General features: G+C 71.7%; 18 protein-coding genes. 9 read left to right on the forward strand and 9 right to left on the reverse strand.

Annotated features, from left to right (window positions below; genetic code table 11):
• Nucleotides 1–123 precede the first annotated feature (123 nt).
• Nucleotides 124–1,446, forward strand: coding sequence for a streptophobe family protein (locus BKI49_RS01000; protein WP_095932213.1), 1,323 nt, complete (start codon nucleotides 124–126; stop codon nucleotides 1,444–1,446).
• Between the two features lie 36 nt (nucleotides 1,447–1,482).
• Here the strand turns inward: BKI49_RS01000 and BKI49_RS01005 are convergent, their stop codons facing one another.
• The 3 genes from BKI49_RS01005 to BKI49_RS01015 form a co-directional block, all read right to left on the reverse strand.
• On the reverse strand, nucleotides 1,483–2,100 hold the full coding sequence (locus BKI49_RS01005) for an SH3 domain-containing protein (RefSeq protein ID WP_095932214.1): 618 nt from the start codon (nucleotides 2,098–2,100) through the stop codon (nucleotides 1,483–1,485).
• 6 nt (nucleotides 2,101–2,106) lie between these two features.
• The gene (locus tag BKI49_RS01010; protein WP_095932215.1) at nucleotides 2,107–4,446 is read right to left on the reverse strand and encodes an ABC transporter ATP-binding protein/permease; all 2,340 of its coding nucleotides are present in this window, start codon (nucleotides 4,444–4,446) and stop codon (nucleotides 2,107–2,109) included.
• A 95-nt stretch (nucleotides 4,447–4,541) separates the two neighbouring features.
• Nucleotides 4,542–4,952 (reverse strand): hypothetical protein, encoded by a 411-nt coding sequence (locus tag BKI49_RS01015; RefSeq protein ID WP_095932216.1) that lies wholly within the window; start codon nucleotides 4,950–4,952, stop codon nucleotides 4,542–4,544.
• 428 nt (nucleotides 4,953–5,380) lie between these two features.
• Here BKI49_RS01015 and BKI49_RS01020 point away from each other — a divergent pair, with 428 nt between their 5' ends.
• Nucleotides 5,381–5,758 (forward strand): nuclear transport factor 2 family protein, encoded by a 378-nt coding sequence (locus tag BKI49_RS01020; protein ID WP_095932217.1) that lies wholly within the window; start codon nucleotides 5,381–5,383, stop codon nucleotides 5,756–5,758.
• 92 nt (nucleotides 5,759–5,850) lie between these two features.
• Here BKI49_RS01020 and BKI49_RS01025 read toward each other — a convergent pair whose 3' ends face one another.
• Nucleotides 5,851–8,346, reverse strand: a complete 2,496-nt coding sequence (locus tag BKI49_RS01025; RefSeq protein WP_095932218.1) for an ATP-dependent Clp protease ATP-binding subunit — start codon at nucleotides 8,344–8,346, stop codon at nucleotides 5,851–5,853.
• A 212-nt stretch (nucleotides 8,347–8,558) separates the two neighbouring features.
• Nucleotides 8,559–9,551 (reverse strand): L-glyceraldehyde 3-phosphate reductase, encoded by a 993-nt coding sequence (gene mgrA, locus BKI49_RS01030; RefSeq protein WP_095932219.1) that lies wholly within the window; start codon nucleotides 9,549–9,551, stop codon nucleotides 8,559–8,561.
• A 127-nt stretch (nucleotides 9,552–9,678) separates the two neighbouring features.
• Between mgrA and BKI49_RS01035 the strand changes: the two genes are divergently transcribed.
• From BKI49_RS01035 to BKI49_RS01045, 3 genes are all read left to right on the forward strand, one after another.
• Nucleotides 9,679–10,572, forward strand: a complete 894-nt coding sequence (locus BKI49_RS01035; RefSeq protein WP_095932220.1) for a LysR family transcriptional regulator — start codon at nucleotides 9,679–9,681, stop codon at nucleotides 10,570–10,572.
• 97 nt (nucleotides 10,573–10,669) lie between these two features.
• Entirely contained in the window at nucleotides 10,670–12,175 is a 1,506-nt protein-coding gene (locus BKI49_RS01040) for a carotenoid oxygenase family protein (RefSeq protein WP_095932221.1), read from the forward strand.
• 27 nt (nucleotides 12,176–12,202) lie between these two features.
• Nucleotides 12,203–12,712 carry a mycothiol transferase gene (locus BKI49_RS01045; protein WP_095932222.1) on the forward strand — a complete coding sequence of 170 codons (510 nt, stop codon included), beginning with the start codon at nucleotides 12,203–12,205 and terminating at the stop codon, nucleotides 12,710–12,712.
• Nucleotides 12,713–12,746: 34 nt separating this feature from the next.
• Here the strand turns inward: BKI49_RS01045 and BKI49_RS01050 are convergent, their stop codons facing one another.
• Nucleotides 12,747–13,817, reverse strand: a complete 1,071-nt coding sequence (locus BKI49_RS01050; protein ID WP_095932223.1) for an adenosine deaminase — start codon at nucleotides 13,815–13,817, stop codon at nucleotides 12,747–12,749.
• Between the two features lie 134 nt (nucleotides 13,818–13,951).
• Nucleotides 13,952–14,350: a VOC family protein gene (locus tag BKI49_RS01055; protein ID WP_028799449.1), complete on the reverse strand. Its 399-nt coding sequence runs from the start codon at nucleotides 14,348–14,350 to the stop codon at nucleotides 13,952–13,954.
• A gap of 364 nt (nucleotides 14,351–14,714) precedes the next feature.
• Between BKI49_RS01055 and BKI49_RS01060 the strand changes: the two genes are divergently transcribed.
• The 4 genes from BKI49_RS01060 (at nucleotide 14,715) to sph (ending at nucleotide 18,718) form a co-directional block, all read left to right on the forward strand.
• The gene (locus BKI49_RS01060; RefSeq protein WP_095932224.1) at nucleotides 14,715–15,458 is read left to right on the forward strand and encodes a phosphatase PAP2 family protein; all 744 of its coding nucleotides are present in this window, start codon (nucleotides 14,715–14,717) and stop codon (nucleotides 15,456–15,458) included.
• Nucleotides 15,412–16,503 carry a bile acid:sodium symporter family protein gene (locus BKI49_RS01065; protein WP_095932225.1) on the forward strand — a complete coding sequence of 364 codons (1,092 nt, stop codon included), beginning with the start codon at nucleotides 15,412–15,414 and terminating at the stop codon, nucleotides 16,501–16,503. Before BKI49_RS01060 ends, BKI49_RS01065 begins: the two co-directional genes overlap by 47 nt.
• A 68-nt stretch (nucleotides 16,504–16,571) precedes the next feature.
• On the forward strand, nucleotides 16,572–17,282 hold the full coding sequence (locus tag BKI49_RS01070; protein WP_095932226.1) for a dienelactone hydrolase family protein: 711 nt from the start codon (nucleotides 16,572–16,574) through the stop codon (nucleotides 17,280–17,282).
• Between the two features lie 434 nt (nucleotides 17,283–17,716).
• Complete coding sequence (gene sph, locus BKI49_RS01075) at nucleotides 17,717–18,718, forward strand: sphingomyelin phosphodiesterase (RefSeq protein ID WP_095932227.1); 1,002 nt, start codon at nucleotides 17,717–17,719, stop codon at nucleotides 18,716–18,718.
• Nucleotides 18,719–18,763: 45 nt separating this feature from the next.
• Here sph and BKI49_RS01080 read toward each other — a convergent pair whose 3' ends face one another.
• Nucleotides 18,764–19,684, reverse strand: a complete 921-nt coding sequence (locus BKI49_RS01080; RefSeq protein ID WP_179332284.1) for an aldo/keto reductase — start codon at nucleotides 19,682–19,684, stop codon at nucleotides 18,764–18,766.
• 107 nt (nucleotides 19,685–19,791) lie between these two features.
• Nucleotides 19,792–20,352 (reverse strand): DinB family protein, encoded by a 561-nt coding sequence (locus BKI49_RS01085; protein WP_095932228.1) that lies wholly within the window; start codon nucleotides 20,350–20,352, stop codon nucleotides 19,792–19,794.
• Nucleotides 20,353–20,651 lie beyond the last annotated feature (299 nt).

Consider the following 20,651-nt stretch of genomic DNA (forward strand, 5'->3'; position numbering starts at 1 on the left):
CATCTCGTGCCGCTTTCTTCCACAACTGAACCATTGTGTGCTCCAGCCCCGTGCCCCCCGCAAGCCGACGCGGTCGGCCCCCTCCGAGGGGCGGCCCGCGCAGGCCTTGCCTAACGTGGCAGCGTGCGTCCCGAAACCCCGTCCGACCAGGCAAGAGCCCTCCGTGGTGAGCGGACGGCAGCTCACCACGGCTGGGGTCAGGCCGTAATGGCCGTACTGGCGGGGACGGTCACGATGATGGTCGTCGCGGCGCTGGGACTGTGGGCGGCGGGAGCGGCGGACCTCCCCGACGGCGCGTTCGCCCGTGTCGTGGCGGCGACCGTGGTGACGGCGGTCGGCGGCACCGTCGAATTCGCGGGCGGCGCAGGCGTCGTCGCCGACACCGAGGCCGGCCTGACGGTGATTCCCCTGTCGGTGACGCTCGCAGGAACCCTGGTCGTCGCGGCAGGCTTCCTGCGGCCGCTGCGCCACCGGGCCGTCACCGGCGCCCGTGAACTGGCCGGGTGGGCGGCCCGGATCGCCGCCGTATGGCTCGTGGTCCTCATCGCGCTCGCGCTGCCGGCCCGCCACACGTTCACGATCTCCGTCGGCGACGACACCATCGGCGACATCGGCGACCTGTTCGGCATCACGCCCGAGGTGGGGTTCGAGGCGAACGTGCCCCAGACCCTGGGCTTCGGGATGCTGTGGCTGCTCGGCGTGCTCGTGCTCGCCCTGCTGGTCTCGCCCGGGGCACCGCTGCCCGCCCGGCTGTTGCGCTTCCAGGAGTCGGTGCGTCCGGCCGCGTTCGCCATGGTGGCCCTGCTGCTCACGTACGTGGCCGTCGGTGTGGTCGTCGGGCTGGTCGTGGCGGCGACCCGCGGTCACGCGGCGGACACGTTCGCGGCGATCCTCCTCGGCCTCCCGAACCTCGTCTGGCTGGCCTTCACCATCGGCCTGGGCGCCACCTGGCACGGGCGCGTGGACGGGCCCTTCGGGCTGCCCATGCCGCCCCTGCTCGAAGAGGTGCTCCGCACACCGGACGTCTCCACCCTCGACCTCGGCACCCTCGCCGCCCACGACGGCCGGGTGTGGTGGCTGCCGGTCGTCGACGCGGTGCTGCTGCTCGCCGCCGCGTTCCTGATGGCGGCCCGGTCACCGGCGCGGATGCGGAGCCGGCAGCACGCGGTGCACATGGCGGTGGCACTCGTGCTCACCGTGCTCATGATCTGCCTCGTCGGCCGTGTCTCGGCGCACTTCGGTCTGTCGGTCCTCGGCATCGGCGACCTCGGCGGCGGCCTGGGGGGCGAGCTGCTGCTGCGGCCCGACGTGTGGTCCGCGGTCGGCTGGGCAGCGCTGTGGGGCCTCGTCACCGGCTTCGTGGGCGGTCTGTCGGCGAGGCGTGTACACCGAGGAGGCCAGGCCGGGGTGGCGCCCGGCCCCTCCGACGGCACGCCGTCCGCCTGACGCCGCACAGCCGCGGGTGCGACCCGGTCCGGCCCATCACGTCTCTCCCAGCTCGTCCCCGTCGTACGACACCAGGCGCGTGGGTTCGCGGTCGTCCCGAGCCGACGCCTGGACGACCCCGGTCTGCTCCCGCGGGTACGGGTCCGCGGGGTGCTCCGGGGTCGCGGCCGACGGGTCGTGCTCGGCCGCGAAGGTGCTCAGCCGTGTCCCGTCGCAGTACACCCATCGTTCGTGCTCACCGTCGTAGATCCAGACCGATTCGCCGTCCACGATCACCCCGATCCGCTGGCCCCTCGTGCGGTCGCGGAAGCTCTCCCCGTCGATCCGTCCGGTCGCGAGTTCCTCGGCGGCCCTCCGGTAGCGGATGAGCGCGTCCTCCACACGGGTCAGCAGCGGGCGCGGGTCCGCGGTGCGGGCGAGCGGACTGCCCGCCTCGGGGGGCGCCTGCGGCACCGGTACCAGGAGGCGGCCGTCGACCCAGGCCGACCAGCCGTTGGAGCAGACGACGCGTCCCCAGTCACCGAGCCGGTCGACCAACTGCACGGGCAGCAGCGGGTCGAGCGGCACGGTCGGCCGGGACGGGTCCGGTTCCTCCCAGGCCGGGAGACCGTCCTGCGGTACGACATGCGTGGGGTGGAAGCCGGGAGTCGTCATCGGCACCTACTTCCGCAGGACGGCGGGCTCGTGCCGCTGGAGCAGCCGGTCGACCAACCGTCCGAAGACGACGCAGAGCACCACGAGCATCCCCATGTTGAACAGCCAGACGTCCGCCGAGTGCCGGAACAGCGGATCGGCGGTCAGGTCCCAGGGGACGATCCGCGCCAGCCCGATGGTCCCGGCCATCGCGCCCAGCGCCCAGCGCGCGGGCACCAGCCAGGACAACTGCTCGATGCCGGGCACCCCGTTCAGTTTCAACAGTGCTCCGCAGAAGACCACTTGGACGATGGCGAGCAGCACCAGCAGGGGCATGGTGACCTCCTCCTTGGTCACCAGGGCGGAGACGAGGAGGCCGAGCATCATCGCGGTGAAGGCGAGCAGGGCCACGGCCACCGTGAGCTCCACGAGAGGCGGCATGAGGACGCCCTTGCCGCCGGGGGCGTCGAGGTCGACACCGAGGAGGGCGACGAGGGTGAGGACGACGGCCTGGAGCACGGTGATGGTGCCGAGGACGACGATCTTCGACATCAGATAAGCCGATCTGGACAGGCCTACGGCACGTTCACGCTGGTAGATCACCCGTTCCTTGACCAGTTCGCGCACGGCGTTGGCCGCGCCGGTCAGGACTCCGCCGACGCACAGGATGAGCAGCGCGTTCATCGCCGTCTCCTGGGTCAGCCGGCTGCCGGCCAGCGCGCGGGCCATCACTCCCATGACGAACGGCAGCACGATCATGACGGCGAGGAAGGTCCGGTCGCTGCTGAGGGCCCTGGCGTACCGGCGGACGAGGGTGACGAGCTGCACGATCCAGCTCTGCGGCTTGTGGGGCGGCGCGACGGGACCGGTCGCGCCGCGTGCCAGATGGGGCTGTCTGCTGGCGTTCACGACGTACTGGCGGTGGAAGGGCGACTCCCGGTACTCCTCCGCCCAGTTCCGGCCGTGGTCCCGTTCGAATGCCTCGAAGGCCTCCGGCCACTGCCGGTAGCCGAAGAAGGCGAGGGTGTCCTCGGGCGGCCCGTAGTAGGCGACCCTGCCGCCGGGGGCGAGCACGAGCAGCCGGTCGCAGACGTCGAGGCTGAGCACACTGTGGGTGACCACGATGACCGTGTGGCCGTCGTCGGCGAGGCCCCGCAGCATGTGCATCACCGAGCGGTCCATGCCGGGGTCGAGGCCCGACGTCGGCTCGTCGAGGAAGAGCAGGGACGGTTTGGTGAGCAGTTCCAGGGCCACGCTGACCCGTTTGCGCTGGCCGCCCGACAGGCTGTGGATGGACTGGTCGACGCGCTGTTCGAGGCCCAGCTCGCGGATCACCTCGTCGACCCGCGCCCGGCGCTCGGCCTTCGCGGTGTCCTGCGGGAAGCGCAGCTGGGCGGCGTAGCCGAGGGCCCTGCGCACGGTCAGCTGGGTGTGCAGGATGTCGTCCTGCGGGACCAGGCCGATGCGCTGGCGCAGCTCGGCGTAGTCGCGGTAGAGGTCGCGGCCGTCGTACAGGACGGTGCCTTCGTCGGCGGGGCGCTGCCCGGTCAGGGCGTTGAGGAGGGTGGACTTCCCCGAGCCGCTCGGGCCGACGACGGCCAGCAGGCTTTTCGCGCCGACGGGAAAGGACACCTCGTCCAGGAGCCGCTTGCGTCCGCGGTCGGTGTCGACGGTCAGGTCCTGGACGTCGAGCGAGATCTCGCCGGTGTCGACGTACTCCTGGAGCTCGTCGCCCACCAGACAGTAGGCGGCGTGGCCGATGCCGACGATGTCACCGGGTGTGACCGCGGCGCGGCCCACGGGCCGGCCGTTGAGGAACGTGCCGTTGTGGCTGTCGAGGTCGACGATCTCGTACGTGCCGTCCGTGTGGGCCCGCAGCTCCGCGTGCTCCCGGGAGACGATCAGGTCCTCGATGACCAGGTCGTTGGATACGTCGCGGCCTATGCGGACGGTGCGGGTGGGCAGCGGTCGGACGGCGCTCGGCCGCCGGAAGGTGCCGGTGGCGCCCGGCGCGGTGACGCCCGAGGGGCGCTCGGAGGCGGGGGGCGGGCGGTCCACCAGGACCACGCGGGGGCCGTCCGCGGGGTTGCCGAAGCGGATGACGCTGCCGGGGCCGACGCCCCATTCGTGGACGCGCCGGCCGTCGGCGTACGTGCCGTTCGTGCTGTGCTCGTCCTCCAGCGTCCAGTGGTCGGCCTCCGGGCGGATCACCGCGTGGTGCCACGAGACCCGTTCGTCCTCGAGGACGACGTCGCTCAGGGGGTCGCGCCCCACGCGGTAGTCGCGGCTCGGACTCATCACCGTGGAGCCGGTCTCGGTCTCGAGGACGAGTTCCGGCGCAGTGGGCATGACCGGCCGCTCTCGCATGCCAAAATTCTAACGATTCGTCCACATGTGCGCCTGATCTGCAGGGTCTCTCGGCACGCCGGACGCGGGTGTCGTCGCGCCCGGGGGCGGGGTGCTCAGGCGGCGGAGATGCCCAGCACCGCGGCGGTGCGCTGCATCCGCAGGGCGTCGACGGACTCGGCGAGCAGCTCGTACTCGGTGGTGTCGTCGCTGGTGGCGACGCGGACGAGTTTTCCCGCGGCCAATTCCTCCGCGACCAGCTCCTGTTGGGCGGTGTCCCCGCACCAGGCGCGCAGCATGCTCGGCACGTCCGGAACGGTGTCCGGCACCGGCGCGATCGAGTTCGGCGGGAAAGCGGGGTCCTCGGGCTGCGGGTCGAGCCGCTCCGCCATCCATGCGGCGCGGTCGCGCATCCACCACAGGGCCAGTGCCAGAGTCGGCGCGCGATAGGTCCCGAGGGGTACGCCGACACGCCGACCACCGCATATTCCGTACGCGGTGACGTGGCACAGGAATTCGTCGTGCACGATCGTTCCCCCATTGGCGTCGCTCGCTGCCGGCCGGGCCTCTCTTTCCCCGCGGCTCGTCTGCTGTGCACGATGGTGCTGATCGGGCGGTGATGCTCACAGAGCGTGGCTGAATTGCCCTGGTATCGAGTATCGCCACTCCTGACCCTCTGTCACCATGCCATTCCAGCCAGTCTCTTGGCATATTCACCGCCGCCGTTGGCCGAAACCCCACACGGGGCCGGACAGCGCGCCCTCCGGCCGTCCCGCCCCTCGGTGCACGCGGTGGATTCCCGTCGCGGCACCGCGGAGCCCGGGCATTACCCGAGGGGTAATCGACGCCCCGGACGGCGCCCGGCATGGTGGTCGTACCGCATCCCGACGGGGCGCGACAGCCCGGGATTCGGAATCCGACCAGCAGTGACGACCTCGATGGAGGCTGATTCACCATGTCCGCGAACACCGACCGCTACGAGACCGCCGTCGCCCGCTACTTCGAGGCCTGGAACGCGAGCGGGCAGGACGCGCTGACGAAGTCTGTCGCCGCCGCCTGGGCCACCGACGGCACTTACACCGACCCGCTGGCCGACGTGCGCGGCCACGATCGGATCGCCTCGGTGATCGCCGCGGCGCACGAGCAGTTCCCCGGGTTCTCCTTCCGGCTCCTGGGCAGCGTCGACGGCCATCACGACACGGCGCGTTTCGGCTGGGAACTGGTCGACGAGTCGGACGGCTCGGCGCCCGTCGCCGGATCCGACGTGATCACCCTGGACGGCGAGGACCGTATCCGGAGCGTGTACGGGTTCCTGGACCGCGTCCCGGGCTAGCCCGCAGCCGGGGGCGTGGCGCAGAGCCGCGGGCAGGGCCACGGGGGTGAGCCCGGCCGGCGTCCACCGCCGGCCGGGCTCCCGGTCCTCTCTCACTCCTGAGGCTGCGCCTCCCCCTCCGACGGCGCTGCGGCGTCCGTCGTGCCCTCCCCGGCGGCCCGCTCCTTCAGGCTCAGCGACAGCTCGTCGTCCTTGACGTCGACGAGCACCGTGTCACCCGGGTTGAGCGTGCCGTCGAGCAGCATGGTCGACAGCCGGTTGTCGAGTTCGGTCTGAATGGTGCGGCGCAGCGGCCGGGCGCCGAACTCCGGCTGGTAGCCCCGGTCGGCCAGCCATTCCTTCGCGGCCTCGGTGACCTCCAGGTCGATCTTCTGCGCCCGCAGCCGACGCCGGCTGTGCTCCAGCAGGAGGTCGACGATCCGCACCAGGTCGGAGCGGTTCAGGGCGTGGAAGACGATGATCTCGTCGATCCGGTTGAGGAACTCCGGGCGGAAGTGCGCCTGGAGTTCGGCCATCAGATCGTCCTTGATCTCGTCGAGGTCGCCCTGGTGGTCGAGGATGTGCTTGGAGGCGATGTTGCTGGTCATGATGACGACGGTGTTGCGGAAGTCGACCGTGCGTCCTTGCGCGTCGGTCAGACGCCCGTCGTCGAGGACCTGGAGCAGCAGGTTGAAGACGTCGCGGTGCGCCTTCTCGACCTCGTCGAAGAGCACCACGCTGTACGGCTTGCGGCGCACCGCCTCGGTGAGCTGTCCGGCCTCCTCGTACCCGACGTATCCGGGCGGGGAGCCGACGAGCCGGGAGACCGTGTGCTTCTCCTGGAACTCGCTCATGTCGAAGCGGATCATGCGCTCGGGGTCGCCGAAGAGCAGTTCAGCGAGCGCCTTGGCCAGTTCGGTCTTGCCGACGCCGGTCGGGCCGAGGAAGAGGAAGCTGCCGGTCGGCCGGTTCGGGTCCCCCATGCCGGCCCGGCCGCGGCGCACCGCCTGGGCGACGGCGGTGACCGCCTGGTCCTGGCCGATGATCCGCTCGTGCAGGACGTCCTCGAGTTTCATCAGCCGGTCGCGCTCGGTCTCGGTCAACTGCGAGACCGGGATGCCGGTGCGCACGGAGAGCACTTCGGCGATGTCGTCCGCGGTGACGCTGGGCGCGGGGGTCCGTCCCTCGCCGACACCGGCGAGCTCTTCCTCCAACTCGCCTATCTGCACCTTGAGTTCACTGGCGCGCTCGAATGCCTCGGTGCTGACGGCCTCGTCCTTCTCGCGGCGCAGCCGGGTGAGCCGGTCCTCCATGTCGACGGTCTCGGTGGAGTCGTCGACGCTGCGCAGACTCACCCGCGCGCCCGCCTGGTCCATCAGGTCGATGGCCTTGTCGGGCAGGAAGCGGTCGCTGATGTAGCGGTCGGAGAGCGCCGCGGCGGCGTCCAGCGCCTCGTCCGTGAAGCGGACCTGGTGATGTGCCTCGTAGGAGTCGCGCAGCCCGCGCAGGATCTCGATGGTCTCCTCGACGCTCGGCTCGGGGACCATGACCGGCTGGAACCGGCGTTCCAGTGCGGCGTCCTTCTCGATGTACCTGCGGTACTCGTCGATGGTGGTGGCACCGACGACACTCAGTTCTCCGCGGGCCAGTGCGGGCTTGAGGATGTTGCCCGCGTCCATGGCACCCTCGCCGCCGGCTCCCGCGCCGACGACCGTGTGGAGTTCGTCGATGAACAGGATGACGTTCTTCTCGGCCTCGGTGACCTCGTCGATCACCTTCTTCAGCCGTTCCTCGAACTCGCCCCGGTACTTGGCCCCGGCGACGAGCCCGGAGAGGTCGAGTCCGACCACCCTGCGGTCGCGCAGCGCCTTGGGTACCTCACCGGCGACGATGCGCTGGGCGAGGCCCTCGACGATGGCGGTCTTCCCGACGCCCGGGTCGCCGATCAGGACGGGATTGTTCTTGGTCCTGCGGGAGAGGACCTCGACGGTCTGCTCGATCTCCTCGGAGCGCCCGACGACGGGGTCGAGCTTGCCGCTGCGCGCCTCCTCGGTGAGGTCCCGCCCGTATTCGTCGAGGGTGGGTGTGTCTCCGTGCCCTCCGGCCGACGCCGCGCGGCCCCCGCCGGGCGCGGCTCCTTCGGCCCGCATCGCCTGGCCCGCGCCGGAACCCCGATCGGACAGGAGTGCGGAGAGGATGTGTTCCGGGCCTATGTAGGACGCTCCGGCCGCCTGGGACCGCGCGTGCGCCGCGAGCAGGGCGCGCTTCGCCGCCGGCGTGAGCGCGGGTTCACCGGTGCCCGGGCCGGAGGGCAGCGTGTCCCGCAGGTCCCGTTCCAGCTGGTCGATGTCCACGCCTGCGTGTTCCAGTGCCTGGCGCGCGGCGGGCACCTGGGTGGCGGCCCACAGCAGGTGCACGGTGTCGAGGTCCGAGCCGTCCTCGGCCGCGCGGGCGCCGGCCGCGGCCAGCAGCTCGTGCGCGGAGTCGCTGAGCAGGCGCCCGATGGGGACGCGCTGCACCGCCGGCGGGGACGTCGCCGGGCTCATGCCGAAGAAGCGGTTGAAGAGATCGGAGAACGGGTCGTTGGACCCGAAGGGCGAGATCGTCACGGGGGGCCACCTGTCCGGCGACGGCACCTCGGCCGTGTGCCGCCCGCCATCTGTGTCGATTTCCGATGCTCATCCAGTGTTGGCCCGCTGCTCCGGTCGCACAAATGCACTCGTGTCCCACAGGCCCCACACGGCGGTCGCAGGAGCCGTCGTTCCTCGGGGCACGTCGATGAGCTTTCCGGCCGGGCGCCGGGGCGCCCGGCCGGTCCGTGTCACGGCTCGATGATCGCGTCGATACGGGCGAGCTCGTCCGCGTCGAAGTCGAGGTTTCCGATGGCCGCGACGCTGTCCTCGAGCTGCTGCGGGCTGCTCGCGCCGATCAGCGCGGACGTCACGCGGCCGCCACGCAGCACCCAGGCCAGCGCGGTCTGGGCGAGGGACTGCCCGCGCTGCTTGGCGATCTCGTCGAGGGCCCGCAGCTTTCGTACGAGGTCCTCGGTGACGGTCTCCGCGCTCAGGAACGGGCTGTCGCTCGCGGCGCGCGACCCCTCCGGGATGCCGTCGAGGTAGCGGCCGGTGAGCAGGCCCTGCTCCAGCGGCGAGTAGGCGATGGAACCGATCTGGAGCTCGTCCAGCGTGTCCAGGAGCCCCTCCGCCTCCGGGCGGCGGTCGAGCATGGAGTAGCGAGGCTGGTGGATGAGCAGCGGGGTGCCCAGCTCGCCCAGGATGCGGGCGGCCTCACGGGTCTGCTCCGCCGAGTAGTTGGAGACGCCGACGTACAGCGCCTTGCCCTGCTGCACGGCGGAGTGCAGGGCGCCCATCGTCTCCTCCAGTGGAGTCTCCGGGTCGTGGCGGTGCGAGTAGAAGATGTCGACGTGGTCGAGGCCCATCCGGGCCAGGCTCTGGTCCAGCGACGACAGCAGGTACTTGCGGGAGCCCCATTCGCCGTAGGGCCCCGGCCACATCAGGTACCCGGCCTTGGTCGAGATGACCAGCTCGTCGCGGTAGGGCGCGAAGTCGGCCTTCAGCGCGTCGCCGAGGGCCGACTCGGCCGCGCCGGGCGGCGGCCCGTAGTTGTTCGCGAGGTCGAAGTGGGTGACGCCGAGGTCGAAGGCGCGGCGGAGGATCGCCCGCTGGGTCTCCACGGGCCGGTCGGGGCCGAAGTTGTGCCACAGGCCGAGCGACAGCGCGGGGAGCTTCAGGCCGCTGCGTCCGGTGCGCCGGTAGGGCATGTCCGCGTAACGGTCGGTGTGTGCGGTGTACAACGCGTACTCCTGGAAGGCCGGGAAGTCAGGTCTCCACTCTCGCCCGCGCCCGCGGCAGCGGTCCAACGGGAGAATCGGATGGCATTGAGCGACGAGGTCTCTCAATCGGCGGCTAGGCTTCCACGTCATGGAACTGCGCCACCTTCAGCATTTCGTCGCCGTCGCCGAGGACCAGCACTTCACCCGGGCCGCCGAGCGGCTCATGGTGTCGCAGTCGGGGCTGTCGTCGTCGATCCGCGCCCTGGAGCGGGAGCTTCAGGCCGCGCTGTTCGTGCGCACCACCCGCCGTGTGACGCTCACCGAGGCCGGCCGGGCCCTGCTGGGCGAGGCGGAGCGGATCCTCGCGCAGGTCCGGTCGGCCCAGGACGCGGTGGCCGCCGTGCAGGGCGTGCTGCGCGGCACTCTCTCGCTCGGCACCGAACAGTGCATCGCCGGGGTCCAGGTGGCCCGGCTGCTCGCCCGTTTCCGGAGGCGTCACCCCGACGTGGAGATCCGGCTGCGTCAGGCGGGCGCGGAAGCGCTGGCCGAGGAGGTCGCGGCGGGCGGGCTCGACCTGGCCTTCGGGGTGCGGACCCGGGCGGACACCGACCAGCTGCGTTCGGTCCCGCTGACCGGTGAGCCGATGACCGTGCTCTGCCACCCGGCACACCGTCTCGCGGGTGCCGCGGTGGTCACGCCCGAGGAGCTGGGCGGGGAGGCGTTCGTCGACTTCCACCACGACTGGGGACCGCGCCGCACCACGGACGCGGCCTTCGCCGCGGCGGACGTACGGCGGACCGTGGCCCTGGAGGTCAACGACGTGCACAGCCTGCTGGAGCTGGTCCACGAAGGTCTCGGCATCGCCGTCGTGCCGCGGCACTTCGGCCTGAAGCGCGAAGCGGGCGATCTCGTCTCGCTCCCGTTCAAGGGGGCACGTGAGACGTCGTACGAGACCGTCGCCATGCTTCCGCCGCCGGAGGTGACCAGTCCGGCCGCGCGCGCGTTGATGGCGCTCCTGGAGACCGCCGAAGAGGGGGTCTGACACCACCCCAAGAGGGGTTCTGGCACTCCTGGCATCACCGCTCCGCCGCCGCAGACTCGTGGACGTCCACACGGGAACGCGAGTCGGGAGCGCGCACATGAGGGATCACACACGACGCACGGTGCTACGGGGCGCGGCCGTCACGGCGGCGGCCGGGCTGGCCGGCACGGCGGGCGGCCTCCGGGCGACGGCGGCCACCACGCCTCCCCCGCCTGCCGGGAAACGGGAGGCACGCCGCTTTCCTTTCCTGGAGGGGGCGTTCAAGCCCGTCACCGAGGAGCTGACGGCCTTCGACCTGCCGGTCACCGGGCGGATCCCCCGCGAGCTGAACGGCCGCTTCCTGCGCAACGGGCCCAATGTTCTGGGACTTGAGGACCCTAGGGCCCACCACTGGATGCTCGGCGAGGGCATGGTCCACGGCGTACGGCTGCGGGACGGCCGCGCCGAGTGGTACCGCAACCGGTGGATCCGGTCGTCCACCGTGGCGCGCAAGCTCGGCGAGCCCTACCCGGGCCCCGTGCCCGCGGACGACTTTCCCTGCAACACCCATGTGATCGGGCACAGGGGCCGCGTCCTGGCACTCCAGGAGAGCGGACCGCTGCCGTACGAACTCGACCACGAACTCGGCACCGTGGGCACGTACGACTTCCGCGGCACCCTGAAGGGAGCCTTCGCCGCGCACACCAAGTTCGACGCGGCGGCCGGGGAACTGCACGCGATCGCCTACTACCCGGCCTGGGACCACGTCCGCCACCAGGTCGTCGACCACACCGGCCGCGTCGTACGCACCACGCGCATCCCGGTGGCCGGCGCGCCGATGATGCACGACTTCGCCCTCACCGAGAAGTACGTCGTGGTCTTCGACCTGCCCATCACCTTCGACCCCGCGGGCGCGGAGCACGGCGACCCGGTGCCCTACGTGTGGAACACGGAGCATCCGATGCGTGTCGGACTGCTGCCGCGCGCGGGCGGCCGGGTCCGCTGGTTCGAGGTGGATCCGGTGTACTTCTCGCACACGGTGAACGCGTACGACGAGGGTTCCACCGTGGTGGTCGACATGACGACTTATCCGGCGCCCTTCCAGGTGGCGGGCCGCGCGTCGGGCGGCCCGTACGGGGCAGGCACCGCGTCGGTCGAACGCTGGACGGTGGACCTGGCCCACGGGCGCGTGCGCACGAGGACGCTCGACGACCGCCCGCAGGAGTTCCCGCGCGTCAACGAGACCCTGGTGTCACGGCGGCACCGGTACGCGTACACGGCCGCGGCCGCCGACCTGACGCTCGCGTACCTGACCGCCGACGGCGATCCGCCCGATCGCGCCTTCGCCAACGCGCTCATCAAGCACGACCTGTTCCGCGGCTCCACCCAGGTCCATCGTCTGCCGCGCGACGCCGCCGCCGGGGAGGCGGTGTTCGTCCCCGCGCAGGGGGCGAGGGCCGAGGACGACGGATACGCACTCGCCTACGTGCACAACCCCGACCGCGGCGCCGCGGATCTGGTCGTCCTCGCCGCCCAGGACTTCACCGGCGAGCCGCTCGCCCGCATCCACCTGCCGGGACGGGTGCCGCTCGGCTTCCACGGGAGCTGGATTGCGGACGCGTGAGGAGCGGTGATGCGCGATGGTGGACGCATGCATGCAAAGGACGTCCTCATCGACGCGTTCAGCCGCATCCAGGAAGAAGTCCATGCCGCCGTAGGGGGACTCTCCCCCGAGGACCTCGCCGCCCGTCCCTCCGCCGACGCGAACTCCATCGCGTGGCTGGTCTGGCACCTCACCCGCGTCCAGGACGACCATGTCGCCGACGCGGCCGGCCTCGACCAGGTGTGGCTGGCGCAGGACTGGGAGAAGCGCTTCGGGCTCGGACTGCCCCGCCACGACACGGGGTACGGGCACAGCTCGCAGCAGGTGGCCAAGGTCCGTGTGGACTCGGGCGACCTGCTGACCGGGTACTACGACGCCGTCCACGAGCAGACCCTCGGCGTCCTGCGCGAGGCGACCGCCAAGGACCTGGAGCGCGTCGTGGACGAGCGCTGGACCCCGGCGGTCACCTTCGGTGTCCGGCTGGTGAGCGTCCTGGCCGACGATCTGCAGCACGTCGGCCAGGCCGCCTACGTACGGGGACTGCTCGGCGCCGGCTAGGAGGCCGGTCGGTGAAGGAGGGCCCCGGGGTTCCTCAGAGGGCGGCCGCGTAGCCGGGCAGCACCACGTCGTGGAGAAGGGCGTTGCGCTCGTCGAACGGGATGAACGCGCTCTTGACCGCGTTGACCGTGACGGTGCGCAGGTCCTCCACGGTCCAGCCCGCCTCCTCGACCAGCAGCGACATCTCGCGGGTCATCGTCGTGCCGGAGACGAGGCGGTTGTCGGTGTTGAGGGTGACACGGAAGCCGAGGTCGCGCAGTGCGGTGATGGGGTGCTCTGCGATGGAGGTGGCCGCACCCGTCTGGAGGTTGGACGTCGGGCACATCTCCAGGGCGATGCGACGGTCGCGCACCCAGCCGGCGAGCCGGCCGAGCTTGCCGTCCACGATGTCCTCGGTGACGCGCACGCCGTGCCCGATGCGCTGGGCCCCGCACACCTGGAGGGCCTGGTGGATGCTCGGCAGGCCGTGGGCCTCACCGGCGTGGATGGTGAACGGGACGCTCTCGCCGCGCAGGTGCTCGAAGGCGGCCAGGTGGTCGGCGGGCGGGAAGCCGTCCTCGGCGCCGGCGATGTCGAAGCCGACGACGCCGGCGTCACGGAAGGCCACCGCGAGATCGGCGATCTCCCGGGTGCGGTCGAACATCCGCATGCCGCAGAGCAGGGTGCCGACGCGCACGGGGGTGCCCGCGGCGGCGGCCTTGGCCATGCCGGCGGCCAGTCCCTCCTGCACGGTCTCGACGACCTCGGGCAGGGTCAGCCCGCCGTTCACCATCAACTCGGGCGCGTAGCGGACCTCGCCGTAGACGACGCCGTCCTCGGCCAGGTCGAGGACGTACTCCTCGGCGGTGCGCAGCAGTCCCTCGCGGGTCTGCATGACGGCGAGCGTGTGCTCGAAGGTCGCTATGTAGCGCACCAGGTCACCGGAGTTGGCGGCCTCGTAGTACCAGTCGGCCAGTGCCTGCGGGTCGGTGGTCGGCAGGGTGTGGCCGACCGTCCCGGCGAGCTCCACCAGGGTGGCGGGGCGCAGACCGCCGTCGAGGTGGTCGTGCAGCACGGCCTTGGGGAGGCGGCGGATGGTGTCGATGTCGATGCGGGGCGCGGTCATGCGTGTCTTTCCTCGGGGTTCTCGGCAGGCTCGGCGGAGCTCCGGTGGCACTCGGGCTTCCGCGGGTGGGACGTCAGAAGCGGGCCGGGCGGGTGCGCCGCCGGGCCGGGCGGAGGGAGGGTGCGGCGGACCGCTCAGGGGGCGGGGGCCGGCTGGAGCAGGTCCCAGCGGTTTCCGTACAGGTCCTGGAAGACCACGACCGAGCCGTACGGCTCGTGCCGCGGCTCCTCCAGGAAGGTCACACCCGCCGCCCGCATCCGCTCGTGGTCGCGGGCGAAGTCGTCGGTGTGCAGGAAGAAGCCCACGCGTCCGCCGGTCTGGTCGCCGACCCGGCCGCGCTGCGCGTCGTCCTTGGCCCTTGCCAGCAACAGCCCGCTGCCGTCACGCCCGGCGTCCGGCGCGACGACGACCCAGCGTGAGCCGTCGGGCCGCGGCGTGTCCTCGACCAGCCGGAAGCCGAGGGCTTGGGTGTAGTGGCGGATCGCCTCGTCGTAGTCGTCGACGACGAGGGTGACCAGGGCGATGCGTCTCATCGGAGCCCCTCCAGGGTTATACGTAACACGTAGGGTACGGCATCCCGCTGGATGGTCGGGGTGACCAGCGGAAGCGGCGTGCGTCACGGAGATCCGCGAGCCGCAGAGCCGCCGGATTCGAGCGGTCGCGTACGCGGCGGATCGGGGCAGGTCCCCACGGACGGCGGAATCTGCCGGGCCGCCCCGGGAACGCACGCGCCGCGCCGATCGTCTACTGTTCCGTAGACCGTCTACAGAATTGTAGTCATCGGGTGCGCGGTGTCCCGCGCACCCGCGGTGGAAGCGTGGTGGAAGGGGTCCCGATGTCCGCAGCAGCCCGGTGCGCGGCGTCGTCGCGCGCCGCCGACCGTCTCCGGACGCTGTCGTGAAGCGCGAGGACACCACGGAGCTCGCCGGTTCGACGGCGCTGGGCAGCGCGGTCGCGTTCGTGTTGCTGACGCTGGTCGTCGCCGGCCGCGGCGGGACCGCGCTGTTCGGTGACGAGGACCTGACCGCGTGGTCGGTGGGGCACCGTCCGGATGTGGCGCTCGCCCTGGCACGCGGCGTGACGGACACGGGCACCGGAGTCGTTCCGTACGTCCTGGCCGCCCTGGCGGGCCTCGTAGTCGCGCGGACGGCACGGCAGCGGCTCACCGCCGTCATCGTCTGCCTCCTCTGCCTGGCCGCCGCGCAGGCGGTCCGGTACGGGGTGATGTCGCTCGTCGCCCGGCCCCGCCCCGCGGCCGCCGACTGGGCCACGCACGCCTCGGGCTGGTCCTTCCCCTCGGGCCACACCACCACGTCGGCCGTCGCCGCCGGACTGCTCGCGCTCGCCGTGCTCGCCAGGGCTCCGCGCGGCCGCCTGCCGATCGCCCTGGCCATCGGCTGCTGGGCCGTTCTGGTCGGGCTGTCCCGGGTCTATCTGGGCGTCCACTGGTTCTCCGACGTCCTGGGCGGCTGGCTGTTCGCCTCCTGCTGGCTCGGCCTCTGCACCTATGCCCTCGCACGGTTCGCACCCCGTGCCCACACCGCGATATCGGCGCCCTCTCTCCGCCCCGGTCCCACGACGGAAGAGCGCCGCCATGCATCGCACACCGAGCGGGAAGTCCCCCCTCCATCTGCTCCATAGCCCCCTCGGCCTGCTCCGTAGCCACCTCGGCTGGGCCGTCGGCGCGGCCTACCTCGCCGCCGCGACGGCGCCCGGTCCGGGCCTGTGGCTGCGCCGCACCCACCATGTGGGCACCCCGGGCACTCTCCAGGTCCCCATCGGCGCCTCGCACCTGCTGCTGTCCCTGATCCTGTTCACCGCGGGCCTCCAAGTGCCCGTGCGGGAACTGCGCTCCCTCGCCCGCCGGCCCACGCCGCTGCTGACCGGGCTCGTCCTTCACCTGGTCGCGCCGCTGCTGATCATTCCCGGGGTCGCGTTCGCGCTGCGGCACTCCCCCGACAGCGACGGGGGCAGCGGCATGGTCGCGGGGATGATCGTGATCGTCGCGATGCCGGTGGCGGCCGGAGCGACCGTGTGGACCGGCAAGGGGGCCGGCGACCAGCCGACGACGGTGGGCCTGGTGCTCACCTCCACGTTCGTCAGCCCTCTGACGATCCCGGTCACCATGACGGCGCTCTGCCCCCTGCTGGACGGCACGTACGCGGGCACGCTGGCCGGGGCCGCGCAGTCCGCGGGCAGCGGTTTCGCGCTCTCCGGGGTGCTGCCGTGCGGTGCCGGAATCCTGTGCCGCACAGCCCTGCCGCAGCGGCTCGCCGCCCGCCTGCTCGACCTGGCCGTCCCGGCGGCGCTGCTCGGCTCACTCCTGCTGACCTACGTCAACGCCGGCGCCGCCCTCGCACCGTTCCTCACCCACCCGGAGCCCTTGCTCCTCACGGCCGCGCTGGCCGTGTCCGCCACCGTCTGCGGCCTCTCCTTCGCGCTGGGCGCGATCACCACCCGGCTGCTGCGTCTCGACGCGCCTGTCTGCGCCTCCGTCACCCTGGCCTGCGGGATGACCAACAGCAGTGCCGGCGCCGTGCTGGTCGCGACGACACTGCCGGACCGGCCGCACGTCCTGCTGCCGGTCCTCGCGTACAGCCTGCTCCAGAAGGTGGCGGCGGGCCGGGTGGTGCGAGGCGGGCGGCGGTGTCGGGCGCGCGCATGGCATGGTGGAGATCGATCGTGAAGATCGCCAAGGGCCCGCCTCCCCCATCGGGTCCCCGTTCCGACTCTGCCCCACAGGAGTGGACCGCCATGTCCGAGCTGCCGAAGTCGACGGGCGCCCCGGCCCGTCAGAACGTGACCTTCCCGAGCGCCGGAGGCACCGCGCACGGCTATCTCGCGCTGCCGCCGTCGGGATCGGGCCCGGGAGTGATCGTCATCCAGGAGTGGTGGGGCCTGACCGATCACATCGCGAACGTCGCGGACCGGCTCGCTGCGGAGGGCTTCGTGGCCCTCGCCCCGGACCTGTACGGCGGCAATGTCGCCCACGACAGCGGCGAGGCCCTGCGGATGATGCGTGAACTGCCCGTGGCGCGCGGCGTCGAGCTGCTCTCCGGCGCCGTCGGCCATCTGCTGGCACTGCCCGAGGTCACCTCGGAGTCGGTGGCCTCGGTCGGCTTCTGCATGGGCGGCGGCTTCGTCATCGAGCAGGCCGCGGCCGACCCTCGCGTCGCCGCCGCGGTGCCCTTCTACGGAGTGGTCCAGGGCGAGCTGCCCGACTTCTCCCATCTGAGGGCCCAGATCCTGGGGCACTACGGCGAACAGGACACGAGCATCACGAAGGAGAGCCGCGAGCGGCTGGTCGAGGCGATCGAGCGGCAATCGGGCATCACTCCGGACATCCGCCTCTACCCCGCCGGCCACGCCTTCTTCAACGACGGCCGCCCGGAGACGTACGACCCCGCGTCCGCCGCGTCCGCGTGGCGCAGCACGCTGGCCTTCCTTCGGGAGCAGCTGGGCTGAGCGGGGGCACCGCCGCGCCCATTCGGCCAGGGACGGCACTTGGCGCCGCACGGGAGGCACTTCTCGTCGCGCCGGAGGCGCTTGGCGCCGCACGGGAGGCACTTCTCGTCGCGCCGGAGGCGCTTGGCGCCGCACGGGAGGCACTTCTCGTCGCGCCGGAGGCGCTTGGCGCCGCACGGGAGGCACTTCTCGTCGCGCCGACGGCACTTGGGCTCGTACCGGAGGCACCTGTCTTCGCGCCGGGGCACTTGACCTCGCAAAGGAAGCACCTCTCGTCGCGCGGCAGGCACTTGGCCTCGCACAGGAGGCAGTTCTCGTCGCACGGGAGGTACTTCTTGCGGACATCATTTTCCCGCACGGTAGTTACCTGACGGTAATTCCCGGTGATTTGATGTGCGGCGCCACTCAACCCCCCTCACCCACAGGGAGATCCAGTGCCGCTCTCCTCAGCGCGCCGCACCCGGGGCGCAGCCGCCCTCGCCCTCGCGCTCACCGCCGCGGGCCTCGCCGGAGCCGCACCCGCGTCGGCCGCCGCCCCCTCGGCCGACGCCGCGACGACACCCGCGATGCGCGTTCTGACGTACAACGTCTTCCTCATGAGCAAGTCCCTCTACCCGAACTGGGGCCAGGACCACCGCGCCGCGGAGATCCCGAAGACCTCGTTCTTCCGCGGCAACGACGTCGTCGTACTGCAGGAGGCGTTCGACAACGGCGCCTCCGACGCCCTCAAGAACGCGGCGGCGGGCGGTTACCCGTACCAGACGCCGGTCGTCGGGCGGAGCAAGAGCGGCTGGGACGCGACGGGCGGGGCGTACTCGTCGACCACCCCCGAGGACGGCGGGGTGACCGTACTGAGCAAGTGGCCGATCGTGCGCAAGGAGCAGTACGTCTACAAGGACGCCTGCGGCGCGGACTGGTGGTCCAACAAGGGCTTCGCCTATGTGGTGCTGAACGTGAACGGAGCGAAGGTGCACGTCGTCGGAACCCATGCGCAGTCGACGGACCCGGGCTGCGGCGCGGGTGAGGCGGCGGCCATGCGCAGCCGTCAGTTCAAGGCGATCGACGCGTTCCTGGACGCCAAGAACATCCCCGCGGACGAACAGGTCCTGGTCGCCGGTGACATGAACGTCGACTCCCGCACCCCGGAGTACGCCTCCATGCTCGCCGACGCGGACCTGGTGGGAGCGGACGCACGCACCGGGCACCCGTACTCCTTCGACACGCAGGAGAACTCCATCGCGCACGACCGCTACCCGACGGACCCGCGCGAGGACCTCGACTACGTGCTGCACCGGGCCGGCCACGCGCGCCCCGCGGCCTGGCGGAACGAGGTGGTCAAGGAGTCGTGCGCGCCGTGGACGGTGTCCAGTTGGGGCACCGACTACACGTACACCAACCTCTCCGACCACTACCCGCTGAGCGCGTACGCGGGGTGATGGACGAGGGCCTCTGCCACGGCCGGCAGGGGCCCTCGGTCTCACTCAGCGGCCTGCGGTGTCACCGGCCCCGGCGCGGACCGCGTCGAGGCGGGCCGCCTCCTCGTCGGTCAGGCGCAGCGCGCCGGCCGCCACGTTCTGCGCGAGGTGGTCCGGGTTGCCGGTGCCGGGGATGGCGAGCACGTGCGGACCCTGCCGGAGCGTCCACGCCAGGCGGACCTGGGCGGGCGTCGCGCCGTGCGCCTCCGCGACGGCGATCACCTCGGGCTCGTCGGCCTCCCCCGGGCCCATCGCACCGCCCTGGCCGGCGATGGCGAAGAACGGCACGAACGCGATGCCCAGTTCGCCACAGGCGCGCAGGACGGCGTCGGCCTGCGGATCCGGGGTGCCGAGCCCGAACTTGTTCTGCACGGACACCACCGGCGCGATCGCCCGAGCCTCCTCCAGGTGCCTGACCTCGACGTCGGAGACGCCCAGGTTCCGGACCAGGCCCGCCTCGCGCAGCTCGGCCAGCGCCCCGAAGTGCTCGGCGATCGACTCCTGCCGCATGCGCCGCAGATACACCAGGTCGAGGTGGTCGCGACCGAGCTGCCGCAGGTTCTCCTCGACATGCGCCCGCAGTTGGTCGGGCCTGGCCGAGGTGCCCCAGTCCCCCGCATAGTCGCGGTACGGGCCGACCTTGGTGGCGATCACCAGGTCGTCCGCGTACGGCGCCAGCGCGCTGTTGATCAACTCGTTCGCGGACCGCAGCGACGAGAAGTAGAAGGCGGCCGTGTCGATGTGATTGACGCCCAGCTCGACAGCCCGTCGCAGCACGGCGATCGAACGCCCCCGGTCGCTCGGCGTTCCGTGGTGGAACGCCGCGCTGCCCGTCAGCCGCATGGCCCCGAAACCGATCCGATTGACGCTGAGTTCGCCCAGCTTCCACGTACCCGCGGCGTCCGCGGTGATCATCTCTGAGGTCATCGGGGCAGTTTGACACAGGCCGTCATGCGCGGCGCGACCAGCGAACATCCGGCCCTCACGGCCGTCCCGCCGGCGGCCCGGGACGCGGAGCCGAGCCCCGGCTCACGTCACTGCCCGACCCTTCCGTCGACGCACTCGCGCAACAGGTCGGCGTGCCCGCAGTGACGGGCGTACTCCTCGACCCTGTGAACCATCAGCTCCCGCACCGCCGTCCCGTCCTTGCCCAGACGCTCGCCCAGATCCGGGTGCTCGGCCAGCGCGGCGTCGGTCGCGCCCTGTTCGCGCTCCAGGTCGGCGTACGCGGCGTCGACCACGGCCTGCTCGGCGACGGCGCCGTCGAAGTCCGCGTCACGCTCGCCGTACAGCTTCGGCAGCGGCTCACCGTCGCTGATCCAGTTCCGCCAGTCCCGTTCCACCTCGGCGAGGTGGCGGAGCAGACCGAGCAGCGACATCGTCGACGGCGGAACGGAGCGGCGGGCCAGTTGCTCCGCGTCCAGGCCCTCGCACTTCATCCGCAGGGTCAGGCGGTAGTTCGTCAGGAAGTCCTGGAGTGTGGCGAGCTCGCCGTCCGGGCCGGGCCCTTCGCTGTCGCGCGGGTCGTCGTCCGGGTCGGTCCACATGTCCGGGTAGACGGTGGCCCGGGTCCAGCGTGCGGGATCATCGCTCATGCGCCCATGATCGTGCGTGAGGTCCCGAGTCCGCCAGGCCCTGTCCGCCCATTCCCGGCGAACGCCCACGCACGACGGCCCCCTGCTGTCGCAGGAGGCCGTCTGTGGGTGAAGCCGGCATCCCACGAGAGGATCCGTCTCCGTGCAGCATGCTAGTGCGCGCCTCGCCGCGCGCCCGCCGGGCAGTCCTCAACACGCCGGGCACAGCGCTCCCCCGGCGTCGAGGGGTGTCGTCCGGACCAGCCCGGGTCCGCGACGCCTGCCACGGCCTGATCCGAGCTGATCCGAACGACACCCTC

Origin of the sequence: Streptomyces sp. Tue6028, assembly GCF_002300165.1 — a bacterium.
Taxonomy (GTDB): domain Bacteria; phylum Actinomycetota; class Actinomycetes; order Streptomycetales; family Streptomycetaceae; genus Streptomyces; species Streptomyces siamensis.

Bases quoted from the DNA above. Each gene is read 5' to 3' on its own strand.
- BKI49_RS01065 (WP_095932225.1), top strand. From the start codon at position 15,412: ATGCATCGCACACCGAGCGGGAAGTCCCCCCTCCATCTGCTCCATAGC.
- BKI49_RS01010 (WP_095932215.1), bottom strand. From the start codon at position 4,446: ATGCGAGAGCGGCCGGTCATGCCCACTGCGCCGGAACTCGTCCTCGAG.
- BKI49_RS01050 (WP_095932223.1), bottom strand. From the start codon at position 13,817: ATGACCGCGCCCCGCATCGACATCGACACCATCCGCCGCCTCCCCAAG.
- BKI49_RS01045 (WP_095932222.1), top strand. From the start codon at position 12,203: ATGCATGCAAAGGACGTCCTCATCGACGCGTTCAGCCGCATCCAGGAA.
- BKI49_RS01085 (WP_095932228.1), bottom strand. From the start codon at position 20,352: ATGAGCGATGATCCCGCACGCTGGACCCGGGCCACCGTCTACCCGGAC.
- BKI49_RS01020 (WP_095932217.1), top strand. From the start codon at position 5,381: ATGTCCGCGAACACCGACCGCTACGAGACCGCCGTCGCCCGCTACTTC.
- BKI49_RS01070 (WP_095932226.1), top strand. From the start codon at position 16,572: ATGTCCGAGCTGCCGAAGTCGACGGGCGCCCCGGCCCGTCAGAACGTG.
- BKI49_RS01040 (WP_095932221.1), top strand. From the start codon at position 10,670: ATGAGGGATCACACACGACGCACGGTGCTACGGGGCGCGGCCGTCACG.
- BKI49_RS01055 (WP_028799449.1), bottom strand. From the start codon at position 14,350: ATGAGACGCATCGCCCTGGTCACCCTCGTCGTCGACGACTACGACGAG.
- BKI49_RS01080 (WP_179332284.1), bottom strand. From the start codon at position 19,684: ATGACCTCAGAGATGATCACCGCGGACGCCGCGGGTACGTGGAAGCTG.
- BKI49_RS01035 (WP_095932220.1), top strand. From the start codon at position 9,679: ATGGAACTGCGCCACCTTCAGCATTTCGTCGCCGTCGCCGAGGACCAG.
- BKI49_RS01005 (WP_095932214.1), bottom strand. From the start codon at position 2,100: ATGACGACTCCCGGCTTCCACCCCACGCATGTCGTACCGCAGGACGGT.